Origin of the sequence: Cetobacterium sp. 2G large (assembly GCF_014250655.1) — a bacterium.
Lineage (GTDB): Bacteria > Fusobacteriota > Fusobacteriia > Fusobacteriales > Fusobacteriaceae > Cetobacterium_A > Cetobacterium_A somerae.
Map to the genome: position 1 here is coordinate 407,156 of NZ_JACHTH010000007.1, position 25,213 is coordinate 432,368.

A 25,213-nucleotide genomic window follows, 5' to 3' on the forward strand; every position below is an offset into this window, starting at 1 on the left:
TGACTAAAGTCACACTACTATTTTTTATTAATAAGTATTATAATATGTATATAATACTTGTATACCAAGGAGGAGAGAATATGAATAAAATTCAAACAACTTGCAACTACTGTTCATTAGCATGTAACATGGATTTCTACGTTGAAGACAATAAAATAAAAAAAGTTATTCCTACTGAAAAATACCCTGTAAACAAAGGATTTAGTTGTATCAAAGGTTTAAATCTAGATAAACAACTTACATCAGGTGATTTTCCTAAAAATCCACTATTAAAAACTGAAAATGGAAGAGAGGAAATTTCTTGGGAGAGAGCTTATAGTTTTTTTAGTGATAAACTAAAAGCAATTGTTGAGAAACACGGAAAAGAAAGTGTAGCTTGTATAAGTACTGGTCAACTAGCTTTAGAAGAGATGGCTTTAGTTGGTCATGTTTTTAGAAACTTTGTAGGTGGACAACTTGATGGAAATACTAGACTTTGTATGGCTACATCTGTTGTTGCACATAAACAAAGTTTTGGATTTGATGCTCCTCCTTATACATTAAATGATTTAGAACTTTCTGATACTATTATTTTTACTGGAGCTAATCCTGTTGTTGCTCACCCTATCATTTGGGATAGAGTGCGTAAAAATAAAAATAAGAAAGTTATTGTCATAGATGTTAGATGCAGTGAAACAGCTAAAAATGCTGATTATTTCTTCTGCATAAAACCTAAGAGTGATATTGTTTTATACTATACTATTGCCAACTATTTAATTGAAAATAACTGGATTGATAATAACTATATTGAAAAATATTCAGAAAATTTTGATGCATTTAAAGAGCATGTTTCAAAATTCTCTATTGATGATATTGAGGAAAAAGTTGGAATAACTAAAGATGAATTTTTAACTTTAGCTAAACTTATTCATGAAGGGGATGCTGTATCTTTCTGGTGGACTATGGGAATCAACCAAAGTTATCAAGCTGTTAGAACTGCTCAAAGCATAATTAACTTAGCTGTTATGACTGGAAATATGGGTAGACCTGGAACTGGAGCTAACTCTATTACAGGACAATGTAATGCTATGGGATCTCGTCTTTTCAGTAATACAACTGGATTATATGGTGGTGGAGAGTATACTGATGAAGCTAAGAGAAAGATTGTTGGAGATGCTTTAGGATTAGATCCAGCTATTTTCCCAACAAAACCAACACTTCCTTACAATGTTATTATTGAAAAAATAATTACTGGAGAGATCAAAGCTCTATGGATTCTTTGTACAAACCCTAGACACTCTTGGACTAACAATACTCAATTTGCAGAAGCAATTGAAAAGTTGGACCTTTTTGTTGTACAAGATTTATATCCAAATACTGATAGTTCTGAACTTGCAGACCTTTTCTTACCAGTAGTTTCTGGAATAGAAAAAGAGGGAACACTTATTAATACAGAAAGAAGAATATCTAAATTGAATCCTGTTATTCCTAAACCTGAAGGATCTTTTAGTGATTTTGAAGTTATATATAATGTTGGAAAAGCTTTAGGTATGGGAACACTTTTAGATGGATGGGAAACTCCTGAAGCAGTTTTCAATAAAATGGTTAAAGTTACAAAAGATACTCCTTGTGATATGACTGGAGTTAGCTATAAACTTCTAGAAAATGGATATGGTGTTCAATGGCCATTTAAAGAGGGAGAAACTTTAGTTGATAACGAAAGAAGATTATTTGAAAATGGAGAGTACTATACACCTAATAAAAAAGTTAAATTTGTATTTGAAGATGTAGCAGAAAATCCTGTTCCTACAAATGAAACTTACCCTTACGTTTTAAATACAGGAAGAGGAACTGTTGGACAGTGGCATACTCAAACTAGAACAAAAGAGATTACATATGTTAATGACTCAACTTCAGATAATTCATATATCTATATCTCTAAAACTCTTGGTGAAGAGTTAGGTATTGAATCACAAGATGAAGTTTTAGTTAAATCTATAAATGGTAGAAGTAGTAAGTTCTTAGCTTTGACTACTGATAATTTACCTCATGATGTTTTATACGCACCTATTCATTATATAGAAACAAACAATTTAACACTTTCTATATATGATCCATACTCTAAGGAGCCTTCATACAAATATGCTCCAGTTTCTATTGAAAAAATCTAAAAGTAAAGGAGAGATTAAATTGAAAAGAATAAAAATAGATAGAAGTAAATGTATCGGTTGCTTAACTTGTGTTAGTGCCTGCTTAGTTTCTCACGATTCTGCTGACTCTAGAAATAGAGTTGTTTTAAGTAGTGATTTTAAATTTTCTCCAATCTTTTGTAGAAATTGTGATCTTCCTGAGTGTGTTTATACTTGTATGAGTGGAGCTATGAGAAAAGATTCTGAAACTGGATATGTTACTTATGATAAAAACAAATGTGCTAGTTGTTATATGTGCATAATGGCGTGCCCATATGGGACTTTAAAAGAGGATAAAGCAACTAAAAAAGAGATTATGAAGTGTGATATGTGTAGTCATGATCCTAACGGACCGCAATGTGTTGCTAAATGTCCTATGGCTGCAATTACTCTTGAGGAGGTAAAATAATGAAATATGTTATAATTGGAGCTTCTGCAGCTGGAATTAATGGAGCAGAAAACTTAAGAGCTTTAGATAAAAATGCAGATATTACACTAATCTCTAAAGATACTGACATCTACTCAAGATGTATTCTTCATCACTATATTGGAGGAATGAGAGATTTAGAAGGTATCAATTTTGTAGATAAAGATTTCTTCGAAAAAAACAATATCAACTGGCTTAAAGGAAGAGAGGTTATCTCTTTAAATGAAAATGAAAAAACTATTACCTTAGATAATAATGAAGTTGTTTCATACGATAAGGTTTTAATCGCTTCTGGATCTAGACCATTTTTCCCGCCTATTGAAAATATAAATGGAAAGGAAAATGTTGTAGGATTAAAATCTTTAGATGACTGTAATAAAATTATAGAGATTTCTAAAAAAGCAAAAAATATTGTTGTTATTGGTGCTGGTTTAATTGGTATGGATGCAATTAGTGGACTAATTCATAATAAGAATGTCCATGCTAATCTATCTTTAATTGAAATGTCTGATAGATTACTACCATTACAACTTGATAAAGAAGCATCTATAACTTATGAAAAAAAATTAGTTGAGCATGGCGTTAAGCTATTCTTTGATTCAAAAGTTACAAAACTAAATGTAAATCCGAAAAATCCCAATCTAATTAACTCTTTAAGTTTATTAGATGATGGTAGGGATGTTGAGTTACTAGCTGATTTAGTTATTGTTTGCGCTGGAGTAAAACCAAATGTAGAGTTTTTAGAAAATACATCAATAGAATACAATAAAATCGGTCTTCTTTTTAACGAAAAAGGTGAAACTAATGTTAAAGATGTATATGGAGCTGGAGATGTTAGTGGTAATGGTACTATTTGGTCTGTTGCAGTAAAAGAGGGAATAGCTGCTACTTCAAATATGGCAGGAAAAACTAGAGTTATGGATGACTTTTTCTTTGCCAAGTCAACTATGAACTTCTTTGACATTCCAACTTTATCTTTAGGTTGCTTACATATTTATGAAAAAACAGAGGGAATGATTATTGATTCTCTTAGAGAAAGAGATGGTGTCTACAAAAAAATTGCTCATAAAAATGGAAAAATTCATGGAGCTATTATTCAGGGAGACCTTTCATACACAGGTGTTTTAACACAACTAATCAGACTTAATATTGATATCTCAAAAATTAAAAAATCAATTTTTAAAATTGATTACTCTGATTTCTTCAATATAAATTCTGAACTAGAATTTGAGTATAAAAAATAAAATATAAGGAGATTATAATGATTAAAGAGACAATTGATAGGTTAGAGCGTTTCCCTGTTGGGGCTATTGCTACAACTGTTGGGGCGTGCACTCTTGCCAATGCCTTTTTATTACTAAATTTTACTTACCTTAGAAATATCTTCATGATTATTGGTATTGTAGTATTTATTTTAGCAACTATAAAGATTTTTAGACACAAAGAGGCCTTTCTAGCTGAGTATAGCAATACAATTCCTGCTAGTTTATATGGTACATACTCTATGTTAGCTATGATTATTGGAGCATTTTTGCTTCCATACAGTCCTTTTTTAGGAAAGAATCTTTGGCTTTTCGGTGTATTTTTTCATGCTTTTGCTATTTGCATTTTTACTTATAGAAATGTTATTAAAAACTTTAACATTGAGACTTTTGTTCCAAGTTGGTTTGTAACTTATAACGGAATTATGGTTTCTATTGTTGTAGGTGGAGCTATGGATGAACCTGTTATTTCTAAATGGGTTTTAATTTACGGAGTACTTGTATTTTTTACAATAATTCCATTTATGATTAGAAGATTAATTATAAAACCTTTACCTGATATGGTTTATCATACAAAAGCTATACTATTAGCACCATCAAGTCTTTGTGCTATTGGTTATTTAAATGTAGTTAAAGAGCCTAACATGTATATTGCATTTTTCCTATATGGAATTGTCTTTGTAACACTTATTTCAATACTTCTAAGTATTCCTAAATTCTTTAGCTTTAATTTCCATCCTGGTTTTGCAGGAACTACCTTCCCTATGGCTGTTGGAACTGTAGCTTCTTTTAGAATGAGCGCTTACTTAGCTAGTATAAACCTACCTGAATACGCTAATGTTGTTAGAAATATTGCTGGTATTCAACTTTATGTTACAACAGGAATCATAGTATTTGTTTTCTATAATTTCTTAAAAAAAATTAAGCCTTCAGCTAAATAAAAAAACAAATAGAAAAAGGATTGAACTACTCTTTAGCTCAATCCTTTTATTTTTATATCTCTATAGTTACCCCAAAGTGATCTGATATAATCTCTTTATTCTTTCCATTAAAAATAACCTCACTAGATTTTATTATACTCTCACTATTTGTAAAAATAAAATCTATCCTTTTAGGATTACTGCATTTCCCCTCCCAACCAGCAATAACACCTGGGACAGTTATTCCATCATCTTTTTTAATGGCTTCTAAATATGTATCTTTAACTCCTTTTGTTAATAAATAGTCATATCCCTCTCCTCTAATATTAGCATCATTATTAAAATCTCCCATTAGAAAATATATGTTTCCTCTTTTATTGGCAAAATCTATTAATTCATCTAATTGTTCTTCAAAAGGATTTTCACTATCTTTCCACCATCCCATATGACAGCTATAAAAATCTATTACGATATCTCCAACTAATTTAGATATCATTGTAAATTTTCTTGTTTTCCAAAAATTTGTATCTTTAGTTTTTCCTATAAACTCCCCTAAACTTTCTTTTAACTCCCCTTTAAAAAGAATCCCAGTTCCTTCATGAAAAACATCGTATCCTACATGATGATAATCCCAACGGTAGCTATACTCAACCCCTAATTTTTTTAGCTCCTTACACAAAATATCTATAAAGTTTCCCTCTCTTATATCATCATATAAAATCTTGTCTTCTATCAATTGATTTACCTCTTGTAAAGCAACTACCTCATAATTCTCTTCAAATATTACCTTAGCTAGATATCTCATTTTTTCTAGTTGATTTTTCTCTTGCCAAGAGTGACAGTTTAGTGTTAATAGTTTCATTTAAAATTTATCTCCCTAATATATCAATTATTTTACATTTTAGTATATCTGCTTTTGGTCCATATATTGCCTGAACTCCACAATCTTTTATTATTAATCCTATAGAACCAGTTTTTTTCCACATATTTTTATCTCCTACTACATCTGCATCTTTTACAGTAACTCTAAGTCTTGTCATACATGCATCTACATCAACTATATTTTCACTTCCACCAAGAAGCTCTATTATCCTAACTGGAATCTCCTCTTGATTACCTGTTGTTTTTACTTTTTCATCGCTACTGTCTTCCTCTTCATCAATATAATTTCCTCTTCTTCCAGGAGTTGGTAAATCATATTTTTTTATAATTACATTGAATAACCAGTAGTTTGCAAAGAAAAATCCACCACTTACTATTACAAAGTTTATTAAATCTTTATATAATCCTGCTTTCATCATTAAAGGTATACGAGAAAGTAGTTCTAAGAATCCAAAAGAATGAACTCTTAAAGAGATTATATCTACTAGAGCAAAAGCAAGTCCTGTTAAAATTGCGTAAGCTACATATAAAACTGGTGCCACAAACATAAACATAAATTCAATTGGTTCTGTTACTCCTGTTAAAAATACAGCTAGCATTGAAGATATAAATATTGTTTTATATTGTGTTTTTTTATCGCTATCAACATTATTTAACATAGCTAATCCAATTCCTAAAAGTGAAGCTGTCGATAATACCACTTGACCAGCTTTAAATCTAGCTGGAACAACTGTATCTAAAAGATTTTTATATCCTGTCATATCTCCTGCTGCTTTCAAGTTATTTAAATCAGTTATCCAAGCTAACCAGATTGGATCTTGACCAGCAATTGTACTTCCCACTGCAGTTCCTGTTAAAACTTGATATGTTCCACCTAGTTCTGTATAATTCATAGGAATTGTCAACATATGATGTAATCCAAATGGTAATAACAATCTCTCTAAAGCTCCGTATATAAATGGTGCTATTACTGGTGCTGTATTTCTAGAAGTTGCAATCCACTCACCAAAGCTATTCAGTCCCCACTGAACAAAAGGCCAGATTAAAGATAAAACAGTAGCCATAACAAATGATCCAAATATTACTACAAATGGTACAAATCTTTTTCCATTAAAAAATGCTAAAGATTTTGGTAGTTTATCAAAGGTTTGATACTTATTAAATAGTACCGCTCCTAAAAATCCTGAAAGTATTCCCACGAAAACTCCCATATTTAAAGCTGGAGCTCCCATAACCATTGTAAAATAATTTTTTACTAATAGTTCTTGTCCTGTTAACGATGTAATAACCGCTTCTGGATTATTTAACATCCCTCCATTTATTCCAAATATAGCCCCCGTTATTCTATTTGTTAGTATAAAAGCTATCACTCCTGCAAAAGCTCCACCAGCTTTTTCTTTTGCCCACGAACCACCAATTGCCGCTGCAAAAAGTATATTTAGATTTACAATTACTCCCCATCCCATATCCTCTATAATTCTTCCAATCATAGATAATCCACTTGTTCCAAGAAGTTTACCAATAGAAACCATAAGTCCTGCTGCAGGCATTACTGCTATTACAACAATTAAAGCTTTTCCTAATTTTTGCCAAAAATCAAATGATATTAAACTTTTCTTTTTCATTTTAACGTCTCCCCTATATATATTAAATTTTATATACTACACTTTCAAACGGTCTAACTATAAACTCTTTTAAATCTTTTTCTATAATTTTATAATTTGATAGCACTATATCCTCATTTTTTATATTAAATTCTGATAGGTTTAATTTTTTTTCATTTTCACTTAGGTTTGATAATATAAGGTATCTTTCATTATCTAGTTCTCTTAAATAAGCAAATACATGTTTATCATCTTCTAAAACTAATTTAAACTCTCCATGAGTTAAAGTTTTACTATTTTTCTTTAATGATATCAATTTTTTATAGTGATTATATATTGAGTTTTCATCTTTTATTTGACTTTGAACATTTATATTTTTATAATTACTATTTACTTTTAACCACGGTTTCCCTGTTGTAAATCCAGCATTTAAACTATCATTCCACTGCATAGGAGTTCTAGCATTATCTCTAGATGTATTTGATAAAATTTCTAAAACTGTTTTTTCACACATTCCAGCTTCTAATTTTTCTTTTCCCTCATTCACACTTTTTACATCTTGAAACTCTGAAAGAGAATTAAAAACTGTATTTGTCATTCCAATCTCTTGTCCTTGATAGATGAATGGAGTTCCTTTTTGTAAAAAATATGTTGTTGCAAAAGATTTTGCTGATTCTAACCAGTACTCTCTATCATTTCCCCATGTTGATGTACTTCTTGGAATATCATGATTTTCAATAAAAAGAGCATTCCATCCTTTGTTCTCTAAAGCTACTTGCCATTTATTTAAAACATCTTTATAAGCTTTTGGACAAAACTCTGTATCTCCTTCATAATCCCATAACTTTAGATGTTCAAATTGAAATATCATATTAAATTTTCCATTTTCGCTACCAACCCATTCATCAGAGTTTTCAGCATCTACCCCATTAGCTTCTCCAACAGTTACTATATCATATTTTGCAAAAGTTTCTTCTTTTAATTCTTTTAAATACTTTTGAATTCCATCTATATTCATGTGCATATCAAAAGAATCTACATATTTTTTCCCATCAGGATTTGGCATGTCAGGGAATCCATCAACTTTTTTGATATGGCTTATAGCATCAACTCTAAACCCATCAATTCCTTTATCTAACCACCAGTTCATCATATTATAAATCTCTTTTCTCATCTCTTCATTTTCCCAATTTAAATCAGGTTGTTTTTTAGAAAAAAGATGTAAGTAGTATTCATCTGTTTTTTCACACTTTTCCCAAGCTGATCCTTTGAAAATACTTTCCCAGTTATTTGGTTCTTCGTTATCTTTTCCCTCTCTCCAAATATACCAATCTCTCTTAGGACTATCTTTTGACTCTCTTGCTTCAATAAACCATGGATGCTCATCACTTGTGTGATTTATTACAAGATCTATTATTAATTTCATACCTCTTTTGTGAGTTTCTAATAAAAGATTGTCAAAATCTTCCATAGTTCCAAACTCTTCTAATATATCTCTATAGTCACTTATATCATAACCATTATCATCATTTGGACTTTTAAAAAATGGTGAAACCCAAATAAGATCTATCCCTAAATCTTTTAAATAATCTAATTTTTCTATTATTCCTTTTAAGTCCCCTATTCCATCTCCATTGGAATCTTTAAAACTTCTCGGATAAATCTGATATCCCACTAACTCTTTCCACCACATTTTAATCTCTCCTTAATATATCTTTAGAATTGTAAACTTTTTGCATTTTGTGCAAACGTTTGCTCTTTTTTATGTATTGTAACATCTAATTTAAAATTTGTCTATATATAATACAAAAAAGTTGTAAAAAAGTTACTACAACCTTTTTTACAACTTTTAATTTAATTCTATATCTACTATTTTGTTACAACTTTCTAATTTATCTTGAATGCAATTGGCTAAAAGATCCACTGCTTCCATTCCTAATTTTTCAGGTTTTATATCTAATAGAAAAATTTTATTTTTCCAAACCTTTTTTATATTTGCTTTGTTAAAACTTCCTATATTTACATTTTCTATATTGCTTTTTTCTAAATATTCTAAAAATCCTTTTAAAAGATTGTCGTCTGAAATTATAAAATTCTCACATTTTTGTTCTGAAAATATTTTTTCTGCTAATCTATATCCTTCTCCTCTAGAGAAGTCTTTTCCTAGATATATAGAGTAATCTAATTTCAGCTCTTTACATGCTTTTTCAAATCCAGCAACTCTATTTATTGTAACTGTTAAATTTTTATCTCCACCTACAAAAACTATTTTTTTAGAATTTTCATGAATAATTTTTTTCACCATATCATATGTTGCTTTTAAGTTATTATTATCTACCCATAAAACGCCATCTTTTTCTTCAGGTTCACCAATTATAACAAAAGGAAAATTTGTTTCTTTTAAATATTGAATACTCTTATCATTTTTACGTGTTGACATAAGACATATTCCATCAACTAATCCACTTTCCGCTAGTTTTCTTGTTCCTTCATACTCCTCTTTCTCATTTTTGCAAAAATCATACATGATATAATAATCTCTTTCTTTTCCTTTTAAGCTAATACCTTGCATAACCTCTATAAAAAATGGACTTGTAAAAAGTGTTGTTGTTTCCTTTGGCATTATTACACCTAAAATCCCTGTTTTTCTTTTAACTAATCCTCTTGCCATTATATTTGGTTTATAATTTAACCTTTCAATAACCTCTCTTACTCTTAGTTTTGTAGCTTCACTTATCTTGGGATTATTAGATATTACTCTTGAAACTGTAGATACAGAAACCCCTGCATCCTCTGCAATCTCTTTTATTGTTATCTTCACAGTTTTTCCCTCTCTCTTATTCTTTTATTTTTTACATTATATCTAAATTCTCTATATTTACAAAACATTTTCTATTTTTTCTCTCTAAACGTAACATGTTACGTTTAGAGTAATGTGTGTTTTTAAGTTCTAAAGTATTGATTTAGAACTTTTTTCATTGTATACTTCGATTAACAAAGGATCCTAGAAAAAAATTGGGAGGTAACAAGATGTTAAAATTCTTTCAAAGACTTGGTGGAGCACTTTTTGCACCAGTACTACTTTTTCCTTTTGCAGGACTTACAGTAGCTCTTACAATTATTTTAAAAAATCCAGATTTCGTAGGTTCCTTGGCGAATCCAAATGGATTATTCTACAAACTTGTTTATATTATCGAAGAGGGAGGATGGACAGTATTTAGACAACTTCCACTTATATTTGCAGTTGGACTTCCAATAGGATTAGCTAAAAAAGCTCATCCCCGTGCATGTTTATCTGTGTTGGTTACATATTTAACTTTCAACTATTTTATTAATGCCATTTTAACTTTTTGGGGGCCAAGTTTTGGAGTTGATTTTACTCAAAACATTGGAGGAGTTAGTGGATTAACTACAATTGCTGGAATTAAAACTTTAGATACAAGTATCGTTGGAGCAATTGCAATATCAGGACTTACTATATATATACATAACAGATTCTTTGATACAAAGCTTCCTGACTTTTTAGGAATATTTCAAGGAAGTGCACTTGTTGGAATGATCGCTTTTATTGCTATGATTCCAGCTGCATATGTAACATGTTTGGTATGGCCTAAAGTACAGATGGGTATCTCATCTTTACAAACATTAATGATTTCTTCTGGAACTTTTGGGGTTTGGTTATACACTTTACTTGAAAGAATTCTTATTCCTACTGGACTTCATCACTTTGTTTATGGCCCTTTCATATTTGGACCTGCAGTTGTTGATAATGGAATCCAAGTTTTCTGGGCACAAAATCTTTCTAATTTTGCTAACTCTACTCTACCTTTAAAAGAGCTTTTCCCACAAGGGGGATTTGCACTACATGGTAACAGTAAGATATTTGGAGCTATTGGTATAGCATTAGCTATTTATAAAACTGCTCGACCTGAAAAGAAAAAAATTGTTTCTGGACTTTTGATTCCAGCTGCTCTTACTGCTGTTTTAGTAGGAATTACTGAACCTTTAGAGTTTACATTTCTATTTATTGCACCATTTCTATTTGCTATACACGCTGTTTTAGCTGCTTCTATGGCCGCTGTTATGTATGCTTTTGGAGTTGTTGGAAATATGGGATCTGGACTTATAGAGATAGCAGCTATTAACTGGATACCACTTTTCAAAAATCACACTAGTGTTATGATTGCACAAATCGGTGTGGGAATGGCTTTCATCCCAATATACTACTTTGTTTTTAAATACTGTATTGAAAAGTTTAGATTAAAAACTCCTGGTAGAGAGGATGAAGATGAAGAGGTTAAACTTTATACTAAAGAGGATTTTAAAAATAAAAAAGATGCAAAAAATGGAAATGTTGTTGTTGAAAACGCATATTTTGATCAAGCTTATACTTTCTTACAAGGCCTAGGTGGAGCTCAAAATATTGAAACTGTTAATAACTGTGCTACTCGACTTAGAGTTACTGTTTTTGATGAAACTTTAGTTAAAGGTGATTCTGTATTTAAAGGAGCTGGAGCTCATGGTATCGTTAGAAAAGGTAATGCTCTTCAAATTATTGTAGGATTATCTGTCCCACAAGTTAGGGACTGCTTTGAAGATTTAATGAATAAAGATTTAGAAAATATAGATTCAGAAAAAAATTTAATTAACGCATAGGAGGATTTATTATGAAAAAGTTTTCAATTTTAATTGCTGGTGGAGGAAGTACATTTACCCCTGGAATAATTTTAATGCTATTGGACAATCTTGAAAAATTCCCAATTAGACAGATTAAAATGTATGATAACGATGCTGAAAGACAAGCTAAAATAGGAGATGCTTGTGCTATTCTTTTAAAAGAAAGAGCTCCTGAAATAGAGTTTAGCTATAGCACAAAACCTGAAGAAGCTTTCACTGATATAGATTTTGTTATGGCTCATATTAGAGTTGGAAAATATCCAATGAGAGAATTAGATGAGAAAATACCATTAAAACATGGAGTAGTTGGACAAGAAACTTGTGGTCCTGGAGGAGTTGCTTATGGTATGAGATCAATTGGAGGAGTTATTGAGTTAATTGATTATATGGAAAAATACTCTCCTAATGCTTGGATGTTAAACTATTCTAACCCTGCTGCTATTGTTGCTGAGGCTACTAGAAGATTAAAACCAAACTCTAAAGTTTTAAATATCTGTGATATGCCTATTGGAATTGAAGTTAGAATGGCTGAAATTTTAGGTTTAAATTCTAGAAAAGATATGGATATTATGTATTATGGACTAAATCACTTTGGTTGGTGGAAATCTATAAAAGATAAAGCTGGAAATGATTTAATGCCTGCCTTAAAAGAACATGTAGCTAAATATGGATATGTGGAGAAAAAAGGTGATAGCCAACATACAGACGCTAGTTGGTGTGATACGTTTGCTAAAGCAAAAGATGTATTTGCTGTAGATCCAACAACTTTACCTAATACATATTTAAAATATTATCTATTCCCAGATTATGTTGTTGAGCACTCAAACAAAGAGTATACAAGAGCTAATGAAGTTATGGATGGAAGAGAGAAATTTGTTTTTGGTGAATGTGATAAGATTGTAAAAAATAAAACTTCAAATAATACTGAACTACATATAGATGAGCATGCTTCTTACATAGTTGACCTTGCTAGAGCTATTGCTTTTAACACAAAAGAGAAGATGCTTTTAATCGTTGAAAATAATGGAGCTATAGTTAATTTTGATCCTACTGCTATGGTTGAAATCCCTTGTATTGTTGGAAATGCAGGACCTGAGCCATTAGTTGTTGGAGCAATTCCACAATTCCAAAAAGGGCTTATGGAACAACAAGTTTCTGTTGAGAAACTAACTGTTGAAGCTTGGATAGAAGGGTCTTATCAAAAGTTATGGCAAGCTCTTACTATGTCTAAAACAGTTCCAAGCGCATCTGTTGCAAAAGCTATTTTAGATGATTTAATTGAAGCTAATAAAGGATACTGGCCTATATTAAAATAATAGATTAATTTTAACTAAAAAATAAAGAAAAATGGTAGAAAAAATAATTTTCTACCATTTTTTATTTGTATTACTTTTAAAATTCGTCCCATCCCTCTACAGATGAACTCATGTTATAACTAGTAACTGTTCCCTCGAAGAAGTTAGCTTTTACGTTTCCTTCTCCCTCTGTATCAGCAAACTTTTCTAAATGTCTATAAGGATTCTTTTCATATCCTTCATAAATTGGATTTAATCCTATAGCTTTTAATCTCTCATTAGCTAACCACTTTGTATATCTCTCTGTTGTATCCTCTGTTATACCTAGTATTCCATTTCCTATTATATGATTTGTCCAGCTAATCTCTTGCTGCACAGCTTTTTTAAACATATCATATATTAATTCATCATTAAAGAAATCTTTATTTTCATTTTTAATCTCTCTTATTAACTGTTGGAATATAACTACATGTGATAGCTCATCCCTATTGATAAGTTTTATTATATCAGAAGTTCCCATCATTCTATTTCTACTTGCTAAAAGATAGAAGAAGTTAAATCCATTGTAGAAATATATAGCCTCTAAAAGATAGTCAGCTATTATAACTCTTGCAAAGTTTTCATCACTAGGATTTTCTAAGAAACTTTGATATATTTTTGCTATGTAACTATTTCTTTCAAATAGAACTTTATCCTCTCTCCATTTATCATATATTGAGTTTCTAATCTCCTTTGGTAGAATAGATTCAATTATATATTGATATGATTGAGAGTGAATAGCTTCTTGGAAAGTCTGTATTGATAGAATCAAATTTATCTCTGGAGCAGTTATATAATCTGAAACATTTGGAATATTATTTGTTTGAATACTATCTAAAAATATTAGAAATGAAAGTATTCCATCATAAGCCTCTTTCTCTTCATCAGTTAAATTTTTATAATCGTTTTTATCTTGAGTTAAATCTATTTTTTCTGGAATCCAAAAGTTTCCCATCATTGTTCTATAAAGATGATTTGCCCATTGATATTTAACATTATTCAAATTAAATATATTTGTACTATCTCCCTTTATCACTTTTCTTTCTGATAAAGAATCATCTCCTAGAGGATTAAAAAGTTTTTTTCTATCCACTGCAGCTTTCACACTCCTCTTTTTCATTTATTATATTTGTATTTTTTTGAATTGTTCTTATATAATAAACTGATTTACATCCCTCTTTCCATGCTGTCATAAAAGTATCGTATATATCTTTAGCTTTAATATCTTTATTTAAATCAAAAATAAGCTCCATAGAAACTCCCTGAGTTATCCATTTTCCTATTCTACTCATTATTTTTACATATGTTTGAGGATTTACATTTTTAAACTCTGGATAGAACCAAGCTCTATCTTTTAGATGTTTAACAACTCTTGGAACAGCACCCTTTTGATTCTTCTCTATATAGAATCTAGAGAACGTAGGGTTTACAGATGCTGTTGATCCCATAAGTAAAGATGTTGATGTATTTGGTGCAACTGCTGTTAACTCACCGTTTCTTAATCCATACATCTTAACTAAATTAAATACCTCTTCCCACTCTTTTCCAAACTTTGAATTTTCCATATACCAATCTTTATTTTTTTGGAAAAATATTCCTTCATCCCATAAAGAACCTTTAAACATTGGATAAGTTCCTCTCTCTTTTGCTAAAAGAGCTGAAGATTTTATACTATACATAGCTATCTCTTGGAAAAGTTCATCTATCTCTTCTAATGACTCATCATATATCATAAACTCTCTTGCTAAATAGTCTGCAAGTCCCATAGCTCCAACACCAATTGTTCTATAAGCTAAGTTATGCTTATCTGACTCTTTTATAGGAGTTCTTGTTAAATCAATTGTATTATCAAGGATTCTAACAGATATATCTACAATATTTTCTAACTCAGTTCTTTCTAACTCAGCTAAATTCATAGAAACTAAGTTACAAGTGTGAACTTCACCTAATTTTGTTGTTCTAACTCCATTTTCTCCAACAGTATCCTCTTTAAAGTTTACACTTGGTGAGAAGTTAGAAAAACTTTCCATACATAGATTTCCATTTCCTATCATTCCCACATGACTATTGTGATTCATTAGATTTGCTCTATCTTTAAAGAATATATATGGCATTCCTGTTTCTATTTGAACTTTCATAATCTCTTTAAATAACTCTCTAGCCTTTATAACTTTTCTTAACTGTAAGTTTTCATCTTTTTCTATAGTTAAGTATAACTCTTCAAATTTCTCTCCATAAACTTCACATAGTTCAACACCATATTTTTTTCTAATTTCATAAGGGTCAACTAAAGTCCACGGCAAATCCTCTTCCACTCTTCTCATAAAAAGATCTGAAAGAACAACTTGAGGATAGATATCATATGCTTTTCCTCTTTGATCTCCATTTTCTGTTTGAAGTTCTAAAAATGTTTCAATATCTAGGTGCCATGAATCTAAAGCTACTGTTACCGCTCCAGCTCTTCTTCCCTGTTGATTTACAGCTACTGCTGTATCATTTATAATTTTTACCCAAGGTACAACTCCACCACTAGCGTTATAATATCCATTTACCATAGAGTTCTTCGCTCTTATTCTAGAGATATTTAATCCTACTCCACCACCATTTTTACTAATTTTTGCAACTGTATCAACGTTATAGAAAATAGATTCTATATTATCATCCATAGCTGTTATAAAGCATGATGATAGATTTCCATTTGGTACTCTTAAATTAGCTAAAATTGGAGTAGCTAAAGATATTTTCTTTAGTGACAGTGCTTCATAAAATCTTTTTGCTATAGCTACCTTATCTTTCTCATTTATAGCTAAAAGCATCGCTATACACATAAATACCTCTTGAGGTAACTCATAAATCTTTCCATCATACTTCAACAAATATCTATTTACAAACATATTTGCTCCAGCGTAATCATACATCATATCTCTAGAGATATCCATAGCTGTCTCTAACTCTTTAACCTCTTCAGTAGTATAATCTAAAAGTCTATTATCATAAATTCCAATCTCTACTAAAGTTTTTATACTTTTATAAAACTCACCATAAGAGAATCCTCTTTTGTGGAAAACCTCTCTTTCTGTTTCCATCATTAAAAGTCTTCCTGCAACATATGTCCAGTCACTTTCTTCAAAACTTGTCATAGAAACAGCTTGATTTATTAGAGATTCCTGAATTTTTTTTGTTGTTATATTCTCTGCATATATTGATTCTATATGACTTTCTAACTCAACCATATTAACTTCTAAGTTATCACAAGCTCTTAAAAGTTTCTCTCTTATTTTTGTTATATCTAAATTTTCTCTTATTCCAGCCCTATTTATAACCTGTCTCATTTATAAAACCTCTAAGAAGCTTTCCATAGAATAGTATTTTCCATCTTTTTCAACAACAGGTGCACTCATAATTCTAGCCTTACTTGCTACGATCATAAGTGTTTTTAAATCCTGAGTATACTCATATTCAAGACCTTTATCATCTAAAATTTTCTTTAAAGTCTCACATTTACTACAATCTTCTTTTCCAAATACCTTTATCATCCTATGCCTCCTAAACACAACATCTTGTGCAGTTCTACTTTTATTTTCACTATATCTAGTATTATTACATAATTTACAGATTTTTTCAATGATTTTTTTATATAAAAATAGTGTAGTTTTTATTTTGTAATTTTCTTTAAATAGTTCCATAAAAAGTATACTACAATCCCTGGAGTTAATAAAATTAAAACTGCTAAAACTCCACTTATAACTACTGGGACTCCAAATCCAAAACTAAAAGTAAAAATTATTCCATTTATTAATTCTAATATGTTATATCCTGTTTCTGAAGTTTTTAAAAGATACAAAACTATTAATATATTTACCAAAATTGACATAAAAATCCTCATAATCCACCTCTTTTTTAACTATTTTAATATTATAACCTCTTTTGTAATACAATATTTTCAAAGGCTTTATTTCCTATTATATCACTTCACATTACATTTTTTAACAACCTATATACTAATCAGGTAATTTTTAAAGATACCTCTTAAATTTAAAATTAGGAAGTCATTTTTATAGACTTTTGTTCTTAAAAATATGACTCTTAGTTTTAGTACTTATTTTACATAACTATTTGAATTATAGTATTTATTTTAACTATCAATATATATAGTTTTATCTTTTTGGAGTTTAGTAAAAATTTCTAATATATTCGTAATATTGACATAATTTGGTAACAAAAATCATCTAAAATAATATTATATTAAAAAAGTATATTTTGGAGGAAAATAATGAATAAAATTTTAATTAGTATTACCATTTTGGGTACTTTAGCTACAATATCTAATCAAGCACTAGGAAGTATAAATCATTCTTCTGGCCATAGCCATAATACAACTTTTAACCAAGCAACTCTTACTAAGGAGTTTCAAAAACCACTACTTATACCCCCACTTTTAAAAGGAGAAATTAAAAATGGAGTTAGAACTTTTGATTTAAATGTGACAAAAGGTCAGTGGGAATTTATCGATGGAAACTTTACTGAAACTTACGGATATAATGGTCCTATTTTAGGTCCTGTATTGTCTTTAAAAAAAGGTGAAAAAACAAAAATAAATATAAAAAATAATTTATCTGAAGAAACAACTGTCCACTGGCACGGTGGAATCCTTTCTCAAGATGTTGATGGAGTTCATAATGCAGATATCCAACCAAATACACAAAAGAGTGTTGAATTTATTTTAAATCAACCTGCAGCTACACTATGGTTTCATCCTCATCCTATGCATAAAACTGCCTCTCAGGTTTATAAGGGACTTGCTGGTCTTATATATTTAGAGGACGAACAATCTGAAAGTTTAAAAATACCTAAAACTTATGGAATTGATGATTTCCCAATTGTTATACAGGATAAAAAACTTACTAAAGATGGAGAACTTACTTACTCAACTACCCATATGGAAAAAATTCATGGAAAAAGTGGAGGTTATTTAATGATAAATGGAATAATCTCTCCATATATTGAAATTCCAAATGGTTTAATGAGACTAAGAGTTGTAAATGGAAGTAATGCCACTAATTATGATATAGATTTAAACGATCAAGAGTTTTATCAAATTTCAAGTGATGGGGGCTTATTAAGCAAACCTGTCTCTATGAAAAAATTAACTTTAGCTCCAGGTGAAAGAGGGGAAATTTTAGTTGATTCAAAGAAATTAAACAATAAATCATACCTTTATATCAACGGAAAAGAAGCTTTAGAACTAAGAAAAAATAAAAAATCTGGACTTACACAAATTCCTGAAACTTTGGCAGAAATTCCTGAAATTACAAAAAATTTAGCTGACTTAAAAACAAGAACATTTACTTTAAAAACGACTTCTAAAGGTAATACAATAAATAATACTCCTTACAATATGGAAAAACTTAATTTTGATGTACAAAAAGGGATTCAAGAGATTTGGGAAATAAAAAATGGCTCAAAAATGATGGATATGCCCCATCCTTTCCATGTCCATGGAGCACAATTTAGAGTGATTGAAAGAAACGGAAAAATTCCTCCTTTAAACGAACAAGGATGGAAAGATACTGTAAATTTAAATGCTGGTGATACTGTAAAAATATTGATAACATATACAACTGATGGAATAACAGTTTATCATTGCCATATTCTCGAGCATGAAGAGGATGGAATGATGGGACAATTTAAAATTAATAATTAAATTTCTCTAAAAAAGAGAGTACACATGCGATATAGTCAAACTAAATCCAACTTACTCTCTTTAATGCTTAATATTGAAATTATAAATCACTTAATTCAAGTGTATTTAAAAATAAAAAATGCACATGCGATATAGTCAAACTAAATCCAACTCTATTTTTATTAGTATCAATTAATTAAGCAATAGACTATATTTTAATCCAAAAGCTTAAAAAAAACAATATACTTTTTTTGAGAAAAAAAGTACGAAATAAAGAGTATTTCGAAACAAAAATTCACTAAAAGTTTAAATTTTATAGATTTTAAAACTTTTTTATAAAATCCACAGTCTAAATATTATAAATAAGTGTTAAAAAGTAGTAAATAATTTAATCCCCCCAGATAAGAACCTCTTCCCCCAGAGGTTCTTATTATTTTTTAGAATAATATAATTGATAAATTTAACTAAAGAAGGTATTATATTAAAGTAAATTAATCAAAAGGAGGAAATATGAGAAAATTAATAATGCACTACGATATGGACGCTTTTTATGCTTCTATTGAGATTAGAGATAATCCCAAATATAAGGATAAGCCCATTGTTGTTGCTGGTGGCGTTGTCACAACTGCTAGTTATCCTGCTCGTAAGTTTGGCATCCATTCTGCAATGAATACCTTAGATGCTAAAAGATTATGCCCTAAACTCATTGTCCTCCCTGTAAATAAAGATAAATATGCTTATGAATCTAAAATTATTCATGAGCTCGTTTTAAAAATTACTCACAAAGTAGAATTTATAGCTCTCGATGAAGGATTTATTGATATAACTGATATTATTTCAAGGTTTCAATCAAAAGAAAGCTTTGCTACCACTTTTAGAAAAAGAATTCATGAAATTACAGGACTTACTTGTTCTGTAGGAATTGGTCCTAATAAATTAACGGCTAAAATTGCTTCTGATATAAACAAACCTGGTGGACAATATATTTTTAATAATGAAGATGAGTTCATTGAATTTATAAAAGAAAAAAATATTCGTAAACTTCCTGGTGTTGGAAAGCAATTTGAAAAAATTTTAAATAAAAATAATATTCATTTTGTTAAAGATATCTACCCATTTTCTTTAAAAGAACTTATTGCAAAATATGGAAGTTCTCGTGGAGGAATGCTCTACACATATAGCCGTGGAATTGATCATCGTGAAGTAGAATTCAATCGAGCTATTCACTCTATTGGAAACGAAAATACATTTAGAATCCCACTTGATTCAGAGGAGGAAATTAGTCGAGAAATCGATGCTCTTTTCCAATGGTCATATAATCGGCTTCAAAGAAAAAAACTTCTCACTAAAACTGTATCTTTAAAAGTACGGTTTAAAAATAGAGAAACTATAACTAGATCTAAAACTCGATTTATTCCTAGTGATGATAAAGAAATTTTAAAAGGAATGCTCGATGAAATTTTAAGTTCTTTAGATTTAGTAAATAATATCAAACTTCTCGGTGTTTCTTTTTCTAACTTAGAAAACCATTCTAGCAGACAACTTGTTTTTGAAAAACTTTATTAATTTTCTTTCAGAAAAAAAGAAGTTTCTTTAAATCTCAGTATATTATGTTAATTCAAAATATCAAAGGAGGCCAAAAATTATGAAAAAAGTTGTTTTAGCAAGTGTTTTCTTTAGTTTATTCTTCATTGGATGCTCTAGTTCTGAACCTCAGCCTGAGCCTGTTGTTGAAGAAGTTGTAGTTGTAGAGCCTGTTGTAGTTGGAAAAGAAGTTATTGTAGCTCCTGTTTTAGACAAACAAAGTTATTAGTAAAAGTAAATAAACTATGAAAAAAGGCCACTCTAAAAGTGACCTTTTTTTATAAATCTATAAAACTACTTTCTTGATTCTCTTTTTTCAATCTCTCTAAAAACTTTCTATGATTTATATCCTCATTATTTATATGCTTTATATATTTCTTTGCTGACTCTTCAATTTCTTCATCAGATAATCTAGGTATATCAAAAAGAGCAAAATACGGTAAATAAATCATTTGTACTGCATTTGCTGTAGCTTCTAACGGTCTCAATAACTCAGTTATTGTAAAATTATTGTAACTACCACCCATGTACGAATATTCCGGAGCTCCCACAGAAAGAGCTACTAAAAATTCTTTTCCTTTTAAGGCATCTCCCTTTGGCCCATAAGCCCATCCAAATTGGAGTACGCTATCAAAATACTCTCTCATTAAGGCTGGCATACTATACCAATAAAAAGGAAATTGAAACACTACCCTCTCAGATTTTTCTAGAAAATCTTTCTCTTTTTCCACATTAATTTTTTTATCTTCTCCATAGATTTCATCTAAAAATCTAACTATTACATTGTTCTCTTTTTTTAAAGTTTCTATCCAAACTTTATTAACTCTAGATTCCTTAATATTTGGATGTGTCGCTATTACAAGTATTTCCATCACTAATTCACCTTTATTTTTCCAGAAATTATATCAGCTTTTAAATTTTCAACAAAATTTATATTCTCACTTCCAATAATCTGTCTTGTATATTTAAAATCAGTAGTTCCTACACCATTTTCTTTTAATCCAAAGTTATATACTTGACCTTTAAACTCTCCATTTACAGTGTCTTCTATCACTTTATAAATTGCATTATTTACATTTTTTAACATCGATGTTAAAACTTGCCCTTTTACTATGTCATCTTGATCACAGTCTACCCCAATACCATAAATTCCTTTTTCTTTTACTCCCTCTAAAATCCCTATTCCAGTATTTCCTGAAGCATGATATATAACATCGACTCCTTGATTTGCTAAAGAATAAGCATGTTCCTTTCCTTTTAAAGGATCACTAAAAGGAGCATCTCCACCTACATATGTTGTTATCACAGAAATGTTTGGATTTACATATTTAGCTCCTTGCTCATATCCTGATTTAAATCTATTTATTAATGGTATATCCAGCGCTCCTATAAAACCTACTTTTCCTGTTTTACTCATCTTAGCTGCAATAGCTCCAACTAAAAATGACCCCTCACTTTCATCAAAAACTAATGATGCAATGTTCTCACCCTCTTTAGCTCTTGTATCAACTATTGCATACTTTGTATTTGGAAACTTAGAACTAATATCTTCCATAGCATCTTGAGCAGTATAAGATGTTGCAATTATTAAATCAAACCCATTCTGAGAATACTCCTCTAGAAAATAAGCATCTTCCATCCAAGAGTTTGGTTCTACATATTTTACCTCAACATTAAAATCTTTTTGTGCTTTTAAAAGCCCTGCATAAGCCGAATCATTAAAAGATTTATCACCTAATCCTCCCATAGCTAAAATCAATCCAACTTTTAATGGTGCTGCTAAAATTGTTACAGATAAAAGTAAAAACATAATGATACTATTAATCTTTTTCATTAAAAACCTCCCCAATTTTATATTTTTTATTATATATCAAAACTAAAAAAAGAGCTACCTTTGATAGCTCTTTATCTATTAAAAATATATTAGAAATCGTATGTTACACTAACTCCACCTTGTGGTTGTAGTTTCCAATCTTTTTCTGTATCTCCCCAAACTTGGTTTGAATATTTAACTTGTGCAAAAACAGAGAATGATAAATCATCTGTATAATTATAAGTTAGTTCTAATTGAGGTAAAGCAAATACTGCATAACTATTCTTGTTATTTCCACTATCTACTGCTGGTCCTAACCACTCATACATTTGATTTCCCACTATGAACGGATCCCATACAGCACTTCTATTAGATGAAATGTATGGATCAAATCCTCCAGTAAAGTTAAATGCTAATGATGTTTGATTATTAAATTTATATAACTCTTTTGAGTAACCTAACCAAGCTAAAACCATAAAGTAATTTGCTGAATTATAGCTATTCTCTCCGCTATAGTCTGATATTTCAAAACTTCCATTATACCACTCTTTAAATGCATATGCATTAAATGTAAATGTAAAGTCAGCTGGTAATTGCCAATTTGTTAATAAACTTAAAATTCCTGTATTAACGTGTCCTGCTGGTCCTTTTGTACTCCATCCATAAATATACATTGGTGATATTGCAAATTGTGTTGCTTGAACATACTGTCCTTTTGGAATGTATTCAGAAAAATCAAATGCTGTTTGAGCAAATACATAAGTTTGATTTGTTCCATTAAACTCAGCTTCATTTTCTACCATTAAAGATGAAGTCCATTTAATTTTTGAGTTTTCTATCATTCCATGATCATAACTTAATGTTGCTTTCGGTCCACTAAAGTTATTATCCTGTTGATTCTCTCCACCATTGTAATCATACATATTCCAAACTCTATCCCACTGTAAACTTATGTTCCAATCTTTTGCGAAATTATAACTTAAAACAGCTGATGGATGTGAAGATTCAGTTTTATATTTTCCTGCATTTCCATAAAAAGTTTGAGTAAATCCTAAACTACCATTAGGTGTGAACTCCTCTGCATAAGATGCTCCTGCAATAAGTAGTGATCCTATAAGTGTTTTTAAAAATAATTTTTTCATAATTTACCTCCCATAATAAACCATGTTTTTTTCCATTTTCAGCTTAAGTATACAAAGAATTAATTCTTTTTCCTTTTAAAAAATTTATTTGTTTTTCTTTTTAAAAGGAATTACTCTTTTTTTTCGAATAAAAATTATAATTATTCCTTATAGGAGGTTAAATTTTATGATAAAAAAAATTTCTATTTTATTTTCTTTTTTAATGCTTTTACTTCAAGGGTGTAGTGCCTTAGATAGTCGAGTTGTTGCCGTTGATTCATACTCAACTATGCAAGCTTATGGAGGTACATATTATCTTTCTACAAACACTCCTGGGTTACAACTTCAACAACAATCATTTGAAGTTATTTTACAAAATATGTTACAAAATAAAGGATATACTCGAACCTTTAATCAAAAAAACGCTTTATATAATATAGTTTACAACTATAAAATTAAAGGCCCTTACACTTCAATCGAATCATATCCAGCTCCTGTAAATCCATGGTGGAATGGTCCTTATGGAGGTATATATAATGGATTCTATGGAGATATGTGGATGAATTCTATAAGTGCTTCTACATATTTTGTTAAAAGATTAGAGCTTTCAGCTTTCACTAAAAATAATAGTGCAGTTTGGCAAGTTGTTGGAAGCTTAAAAAGTGACAATAGTGATCCTAGAAGTAGTTTTCCTTATTTAGTATCTGCTATTTCAAACTATGTTAATGCTAATTCAAATCAAGTTGTTTATCTTAATGTTGAAGAGAATTCTCAAACAGGTCAATATACTGCAACTCCTTCTATGTGGTAAAATACAAAAAGAGCTCTATCATTAAACATGATAGAGCTTATTTTTTATTTTTTCTCTTCAATTATTGCTTCTATTCTATCGACACATCTTCCGCAAGCTGAACCTGCACCTGTTGTATCTATTACTTCTACTAATGTAGTAGCTCCATTTTCTATTGCAGCTAAAACTTTTCCTAAAGTAACTCCTTTGCAATAACAAATCATTGTATTTTCAGACATCTTTAACCTCCAATGCTTTTTTTAAATTATACTACATTTGTATAGTATTTGCAATATTTTTATTTAGTCTAATTTTTGCAAATAAAGCTAAAATAAGTTATACTTTAATATAGCAAATTATATTTAGGAGATATTTAAAATGAACGAAATCAATTTAGGATTAAAAATAAAAAAATTTAGAACTGACCAAAAATTAAGTTTAAAAGAATTAGCAGAAATGATAAACTCTACATCTGCTCTTTTAAGTCAAATTGAAAAAGGGATTACAAATCCATCTATCAATACATTAAAAGGTCTATCTAAAGCCCTAAATATACCACTTTATAAATTTTTTTTAGAAGAAACTTTAAAAAAAGTACATATAGTTAGGGCTCAAGAAAGAAAAGTTATTAAACCCTCTAAAAGTGAAGGTGTTTCTTATGAAATTTTAAGTCCTGAACCTCAGACACAAGTTGAATTTATGATTTTAAATTTAGAACCATATTCATCCTCTAAAGAAAAAGAAATTGGCCACGAAGGTCAAGAGGTCGCATTTGTACTAGAAGGTGAAGTTAAACTGCACTTAGATAACGAATCATATGTTCTTTTCCAAGGAGATAGTATTAAAATTGAAAAATTTGTTAAACATAGTTGGGAAAATTTCACTTCAAAACATACAAAAATAATTTTTGCTGTTACAATTTAAATAAAAAATAGGAGAGCTAAGCTC

23 protein-coding genes are annotated in these 25,213 nt (G+C 29.8%); 11 read left to right on the top strand and 12 right to left on the bottom strand.

The genetic code is table 11. The features are described 5' to 3' along the window. Positions 1-80: 80 nt before the first annotated feature. From H5J23_RS12475 to H5J23_RS12490, 4 genes are read left to right on the top strand one after another with little or no spacing between them, the layout of a single operon-like run. Entirely contained in the window at positions 81-2,150 is a 2,070-nt protein-coding gene (locus H5J23_RS12475; RefSeq protein WP_185892582.1) for a molybdopterin oxidoreductase family protein, read from the top strand. A 19-nt stretch (positions 2,151-2,169) separates the two neighbouring features. After that, positions 2,170-2,577: a 4Fe-4S dicluster domain-containing protein gene (locus H5J23_RS12480; RefSeq protein WP_185892584.1), complete on the top strand. Its 408-nt coding sequence runs from the start codon at positions 2,170-2,172 to the stop codon at positions 2,575-2,577. Continuing rightward, a complete protein-coding gene (locus tag H5J23_RS12485; protein WP_185892585.1) occupies positions 2,577-3,839 on the top strand; it encodes an NAD(P)/FAD-dependent oxidoreductase in 1,263 nt (420 codons plus the stop codon). Before H5J23_RS12480 ends, H5J23_RS12485 begins: the two co-directional genes overlap by 1 nt. A 17-nt stretch (positions 3,840-3,856) precedes the next feature. Next, positions 3,857-4,798: a TDT family transporter gene (locus H5J23_RS12490; protein WP_185892586.1), complete on the top strand. Its 942-nt coding sequence runs from the start codon at positions 3,857-3,859 to the stop codon at positions 4,796-4,798. Between the two features lie 52 nt (positions 4,799-4,850). Here the strand turns inward: H5J23_RS12490 and H5J23_RS12495 are convergent, their stop codons facing one another. The 4 genes from H5J23_RS12495 to H5J23_RS12510 all read right to left on the bottom strand — a co-directional run bounded on the left by H5J23_RS12495 (position 4,851) and on the right by H5J23_RS12510 (position 10,084). Beyond that, positions 4,851-5,639, bottom strand: a complete 789-nt coding sequence (locus H5J23_RS12495; RefSeq protein ID WP_185892587.1) for an endonuclease/exonuclease/phosphatase family protein — start codon at positions 5,637-5,639, stop codon at positions 4,851-4,853. A gap of 7 nt (positions 5,640-5,646) precedes the next feature. After that, positions 5,647-7,284, bottom strand: a complete 1,638-nt coding sequence (locus H5J23_RS12500) for a PTS transporter subunit IIBC (protein WP_185892588.1) — start codon at positions 7,282-7,284, stop codon at positions 5,647-5,649. Positions 7,285-7,306: 22 nt separating this feature from the next. Then, the gene (locus H5J23_RS12505; RefSeq protein ID WP_185892589.1) at positions 7,307-8,956 is read right to left on the bottom strand and encodes an alpha-glucosidase; all 1,650 of its coding nucleotides are present in this window, start codon (positions 8,954-8,956) and stop codon (positions 7,307-7,309) included. Between the two features lie 156 nt (positions 8,957-9,112). Further along, positions 9,113-10,084 carry a LacI family DNA-binding transcriptional regulator gene (locus H5J23_RS12510; protein ID WP_185892590.1) on the bottom strand — a complete coding sequence of 324 codons (972 nt, stop codon included), beginning with the start codon at positions 10,082-10,084 and terminating at the stop codon, positions 9,113-9,115. A gap of 209 nt (positions 10,085-10,293) precedes the next feature. Here H5J23_RS12510 and H5J23_RS12515 point away from each other — a divergent pair, with 209 nt between their 5' ends. Then, the gene (locus H5J23_RS12515) at positions 10,294-11,919 is read left to right on the top strand and encodes an alpha-glucoside-specific PTS transporter subunit IIBC (RefSeq protein WP_185892591.1); all 1,626 of its coding nucleotides are present in this window, start codon (positions 10,294-10,296) and stop codon (positions 11,917-11,919) included. Between the two features lie 11 nt (positions 11,920-11,930). Then, entirely contained in the window at positions 11,931-13,256 is a 1,326-nt protein-coding gene (locus H5J23_RS12520) for a 6-phospho-alpha-glucosidase (protein ID WP_185892592.1), read from the top strand. Between the two features lie 76 nt (positions 13,257-13,332). Here H5J23_RS12520 and H5J23_RS12525 read toward each other — a convergent pair whose 3' ends face one another. From H5J23_RS12525 to H5J23_RS12540, 4 genes are all read right to left on the bottom strand, one after another. Further along, a complete protein-coding gene (locus H5J23_RS12525; protein WP_040407639.1) occupies positions 13,333-14,367 on the bottom strand; it encodes a ribonucleotide-diphosphate reductase subunit beta in 1,035 nt (344 codons plus the stop codon). Continuing rightward, positions 14,360-16,606: a ribonucleoside-diphosphate reductase subunit alpha gene (locus H5J23_RS12530; RefSeq protein WP_185892593.1), complete on the bottom strand. Its 2,247-nt coding sequence runs from the start codon at positions 16,604-16,606 to the stop codon at positions 14,360-14,362. The genes H5J23_RS12525 and H5J23_RS12530 overlap by 8 nt, the downstream gene beginning before the upstream one ends. Then, positions 16,607-16,810, bottom strand: a complete 204-nt coding sequence (locus tag H5J23_RS12535; protein ID WP_040407611.1) for a glutaredoxin domain-containing protein — start codon at positions 16,808-16,810, stop codon at positions 16,607-16,609. A gap of 119 nt (positions 16,811-16,929) precedes the next feature. After that, complete coding sequence (locus H5J23_RS12540) at positions 16,930-17,148, bottom strand: hypothetical protein (RefSeq protein ID WP_185892594.1); 219 nt, start codon at positions 17,146-17,148, stop codon at positions 16,930-16,932. A 399-nt stretch (positions 17,149-17,547) separates the two neighbouring features. On the opposite strand from H5J23_RS12540, the gene H5J23_RS12545 reads away from it, so the two are divergent. The 3 genes from H5J23_RS12545 to H5J23_RS12555 all read left to right on the top strand — a co-directional run bounded on the left by H5J23_RS12545 (position 17,548) and on the right by H5J23_RS12555 (position 20,770). Next, the gene (locus tag H5J23_RS12545) at positions 17,548-18,978 is read left to right on the top strand and encodes a multicopper oxidase family protein (protein WP_185892595.1); all 1,431 of its coding nucleotides are present in this window, start codon (positions 17,548-17,550) and stop codon (positions 18,976-18,978) included. A 489-nt stretch (positions 18,979-19,467) separates the two neighbouring features. Beyond that, positions 19,468-20,523 carry a DNA polymerase IV gene (gene dinB, locus H5J23_RS12550; protein WP_023050230.1) on the top strand — a complete coding sequence of 352 codons (1,056 nt, stop codon included), beginning with the start codon at positions 19,468-19,470 and terminating at the stop codon, positions 20,521-20,523. A 79-nt stretch (positions 20,524-20,602) separates the two neighbouring features. Then, a complete protein-coding gene (locus H5J23_RS12555) occupies positions 20,603-20,770 on the top strand; it encodes a hypothetical protein (RefSeq protein WP_023050229.1) in 168 nt (55 codons plus the stop codon). Between the two features lie 49 nt (positions 20,771-20,819). Here H5J23_RS12555 and H5J23_RS12560 read toward each other — a convergent pair whose 3' ends face one another. From H5J23_RS12560 to H5J23_RS12570, 3 genes are all read right to left on the bottom strand, one after another. Next, the gene (locus tag H5J23_RS12560) at positions 20,820-21,413 is read right to left on the bottom strand and encodes an NAD(P)H-dependent oxidoreductase (RefSeq protein ID WP_185892596.1); all 594 of its coding nucleotides are present in this window, start codon (positions 21,411-21,413) and stop codon (positions 20,820-20,822) included. Between the two features lie 2 nt (positions 21,414-21,415). Beyond that, positions 21,416-22,375 carry a BMP family protein gene (locus H5J23_RS12565; RefSeq protein WP_023050227.1) on the bottom strand — a complete coding sequence of 320 codons (960 nt, stop codon included), beginning with the start codon at positions 22,373-22,375 and terminating at the stop codon, positions 21,416-21,418. An 89-nt stretch (positions 22,376-22,464) separates the two neighbouring features. Beyond that, complete coding sequence (locus tag H5J23_RS12570; protein WP_185892597.1) at positions 22,465-23,496, bottom strand: hypothetical protein; 1,032 nt, start codon at positions 23,494-23,496, stop codon at positions 22,465-22,467. A gap of 166 nt (positions 23,497-23,662) precedes the next feature. On the opposite strand from H5J23_RS12570, the gene H5J23_RS12575 reads away from it, so the two are divergent. Continuing rightward, positions 23,663-24,286 carry a hypothetical protein gene (locus H5J23_RS12575; protein ID WP_023050225.1) on the top strand — a complete coding sequence of 208 codons (624 nt, stop codon included), beginning with the start codon at positions 23,663-23,665 and terminating at the stop codon, positions 24,284-24,286. Positions 24,287-24,330: 44 nt separating this feature from the next. Here the strand turns inward: H5J23_RS12575 and H5J23_RS12580 are convergent, their stop codons facing one another. Continuing rightward, positions 24,331-24,504 (bottom strand): (2Fe-2S)-binding protein, encoded by a 174-nt coding sequence (locus H5J23_RS12580; protein WP_023050224.1) that lies wholly within the window; start codon positions 24,502-24,504, stop codon positions 24,331-24,333. Positions 24,505-24,643: 139 nt separating this feature from the next. On the opposite strand from H5J23_RS12580, the gene H5J23_RS12585 reads away from it, so the two are divergent. Then, on the top strand, positions 24,644-25,189 hold the full coding sequence (locus H5J23_RS12585; RefSeq protein ID WP_023050223.1) for a helix-turn-helix domain-containing protein: 546 nt from the start codon (positions 24,644-24,646) through the stop codon (positions 25,187-25,189). Positions 25,190-25,213: the final 24 nt, after the last annotated feature.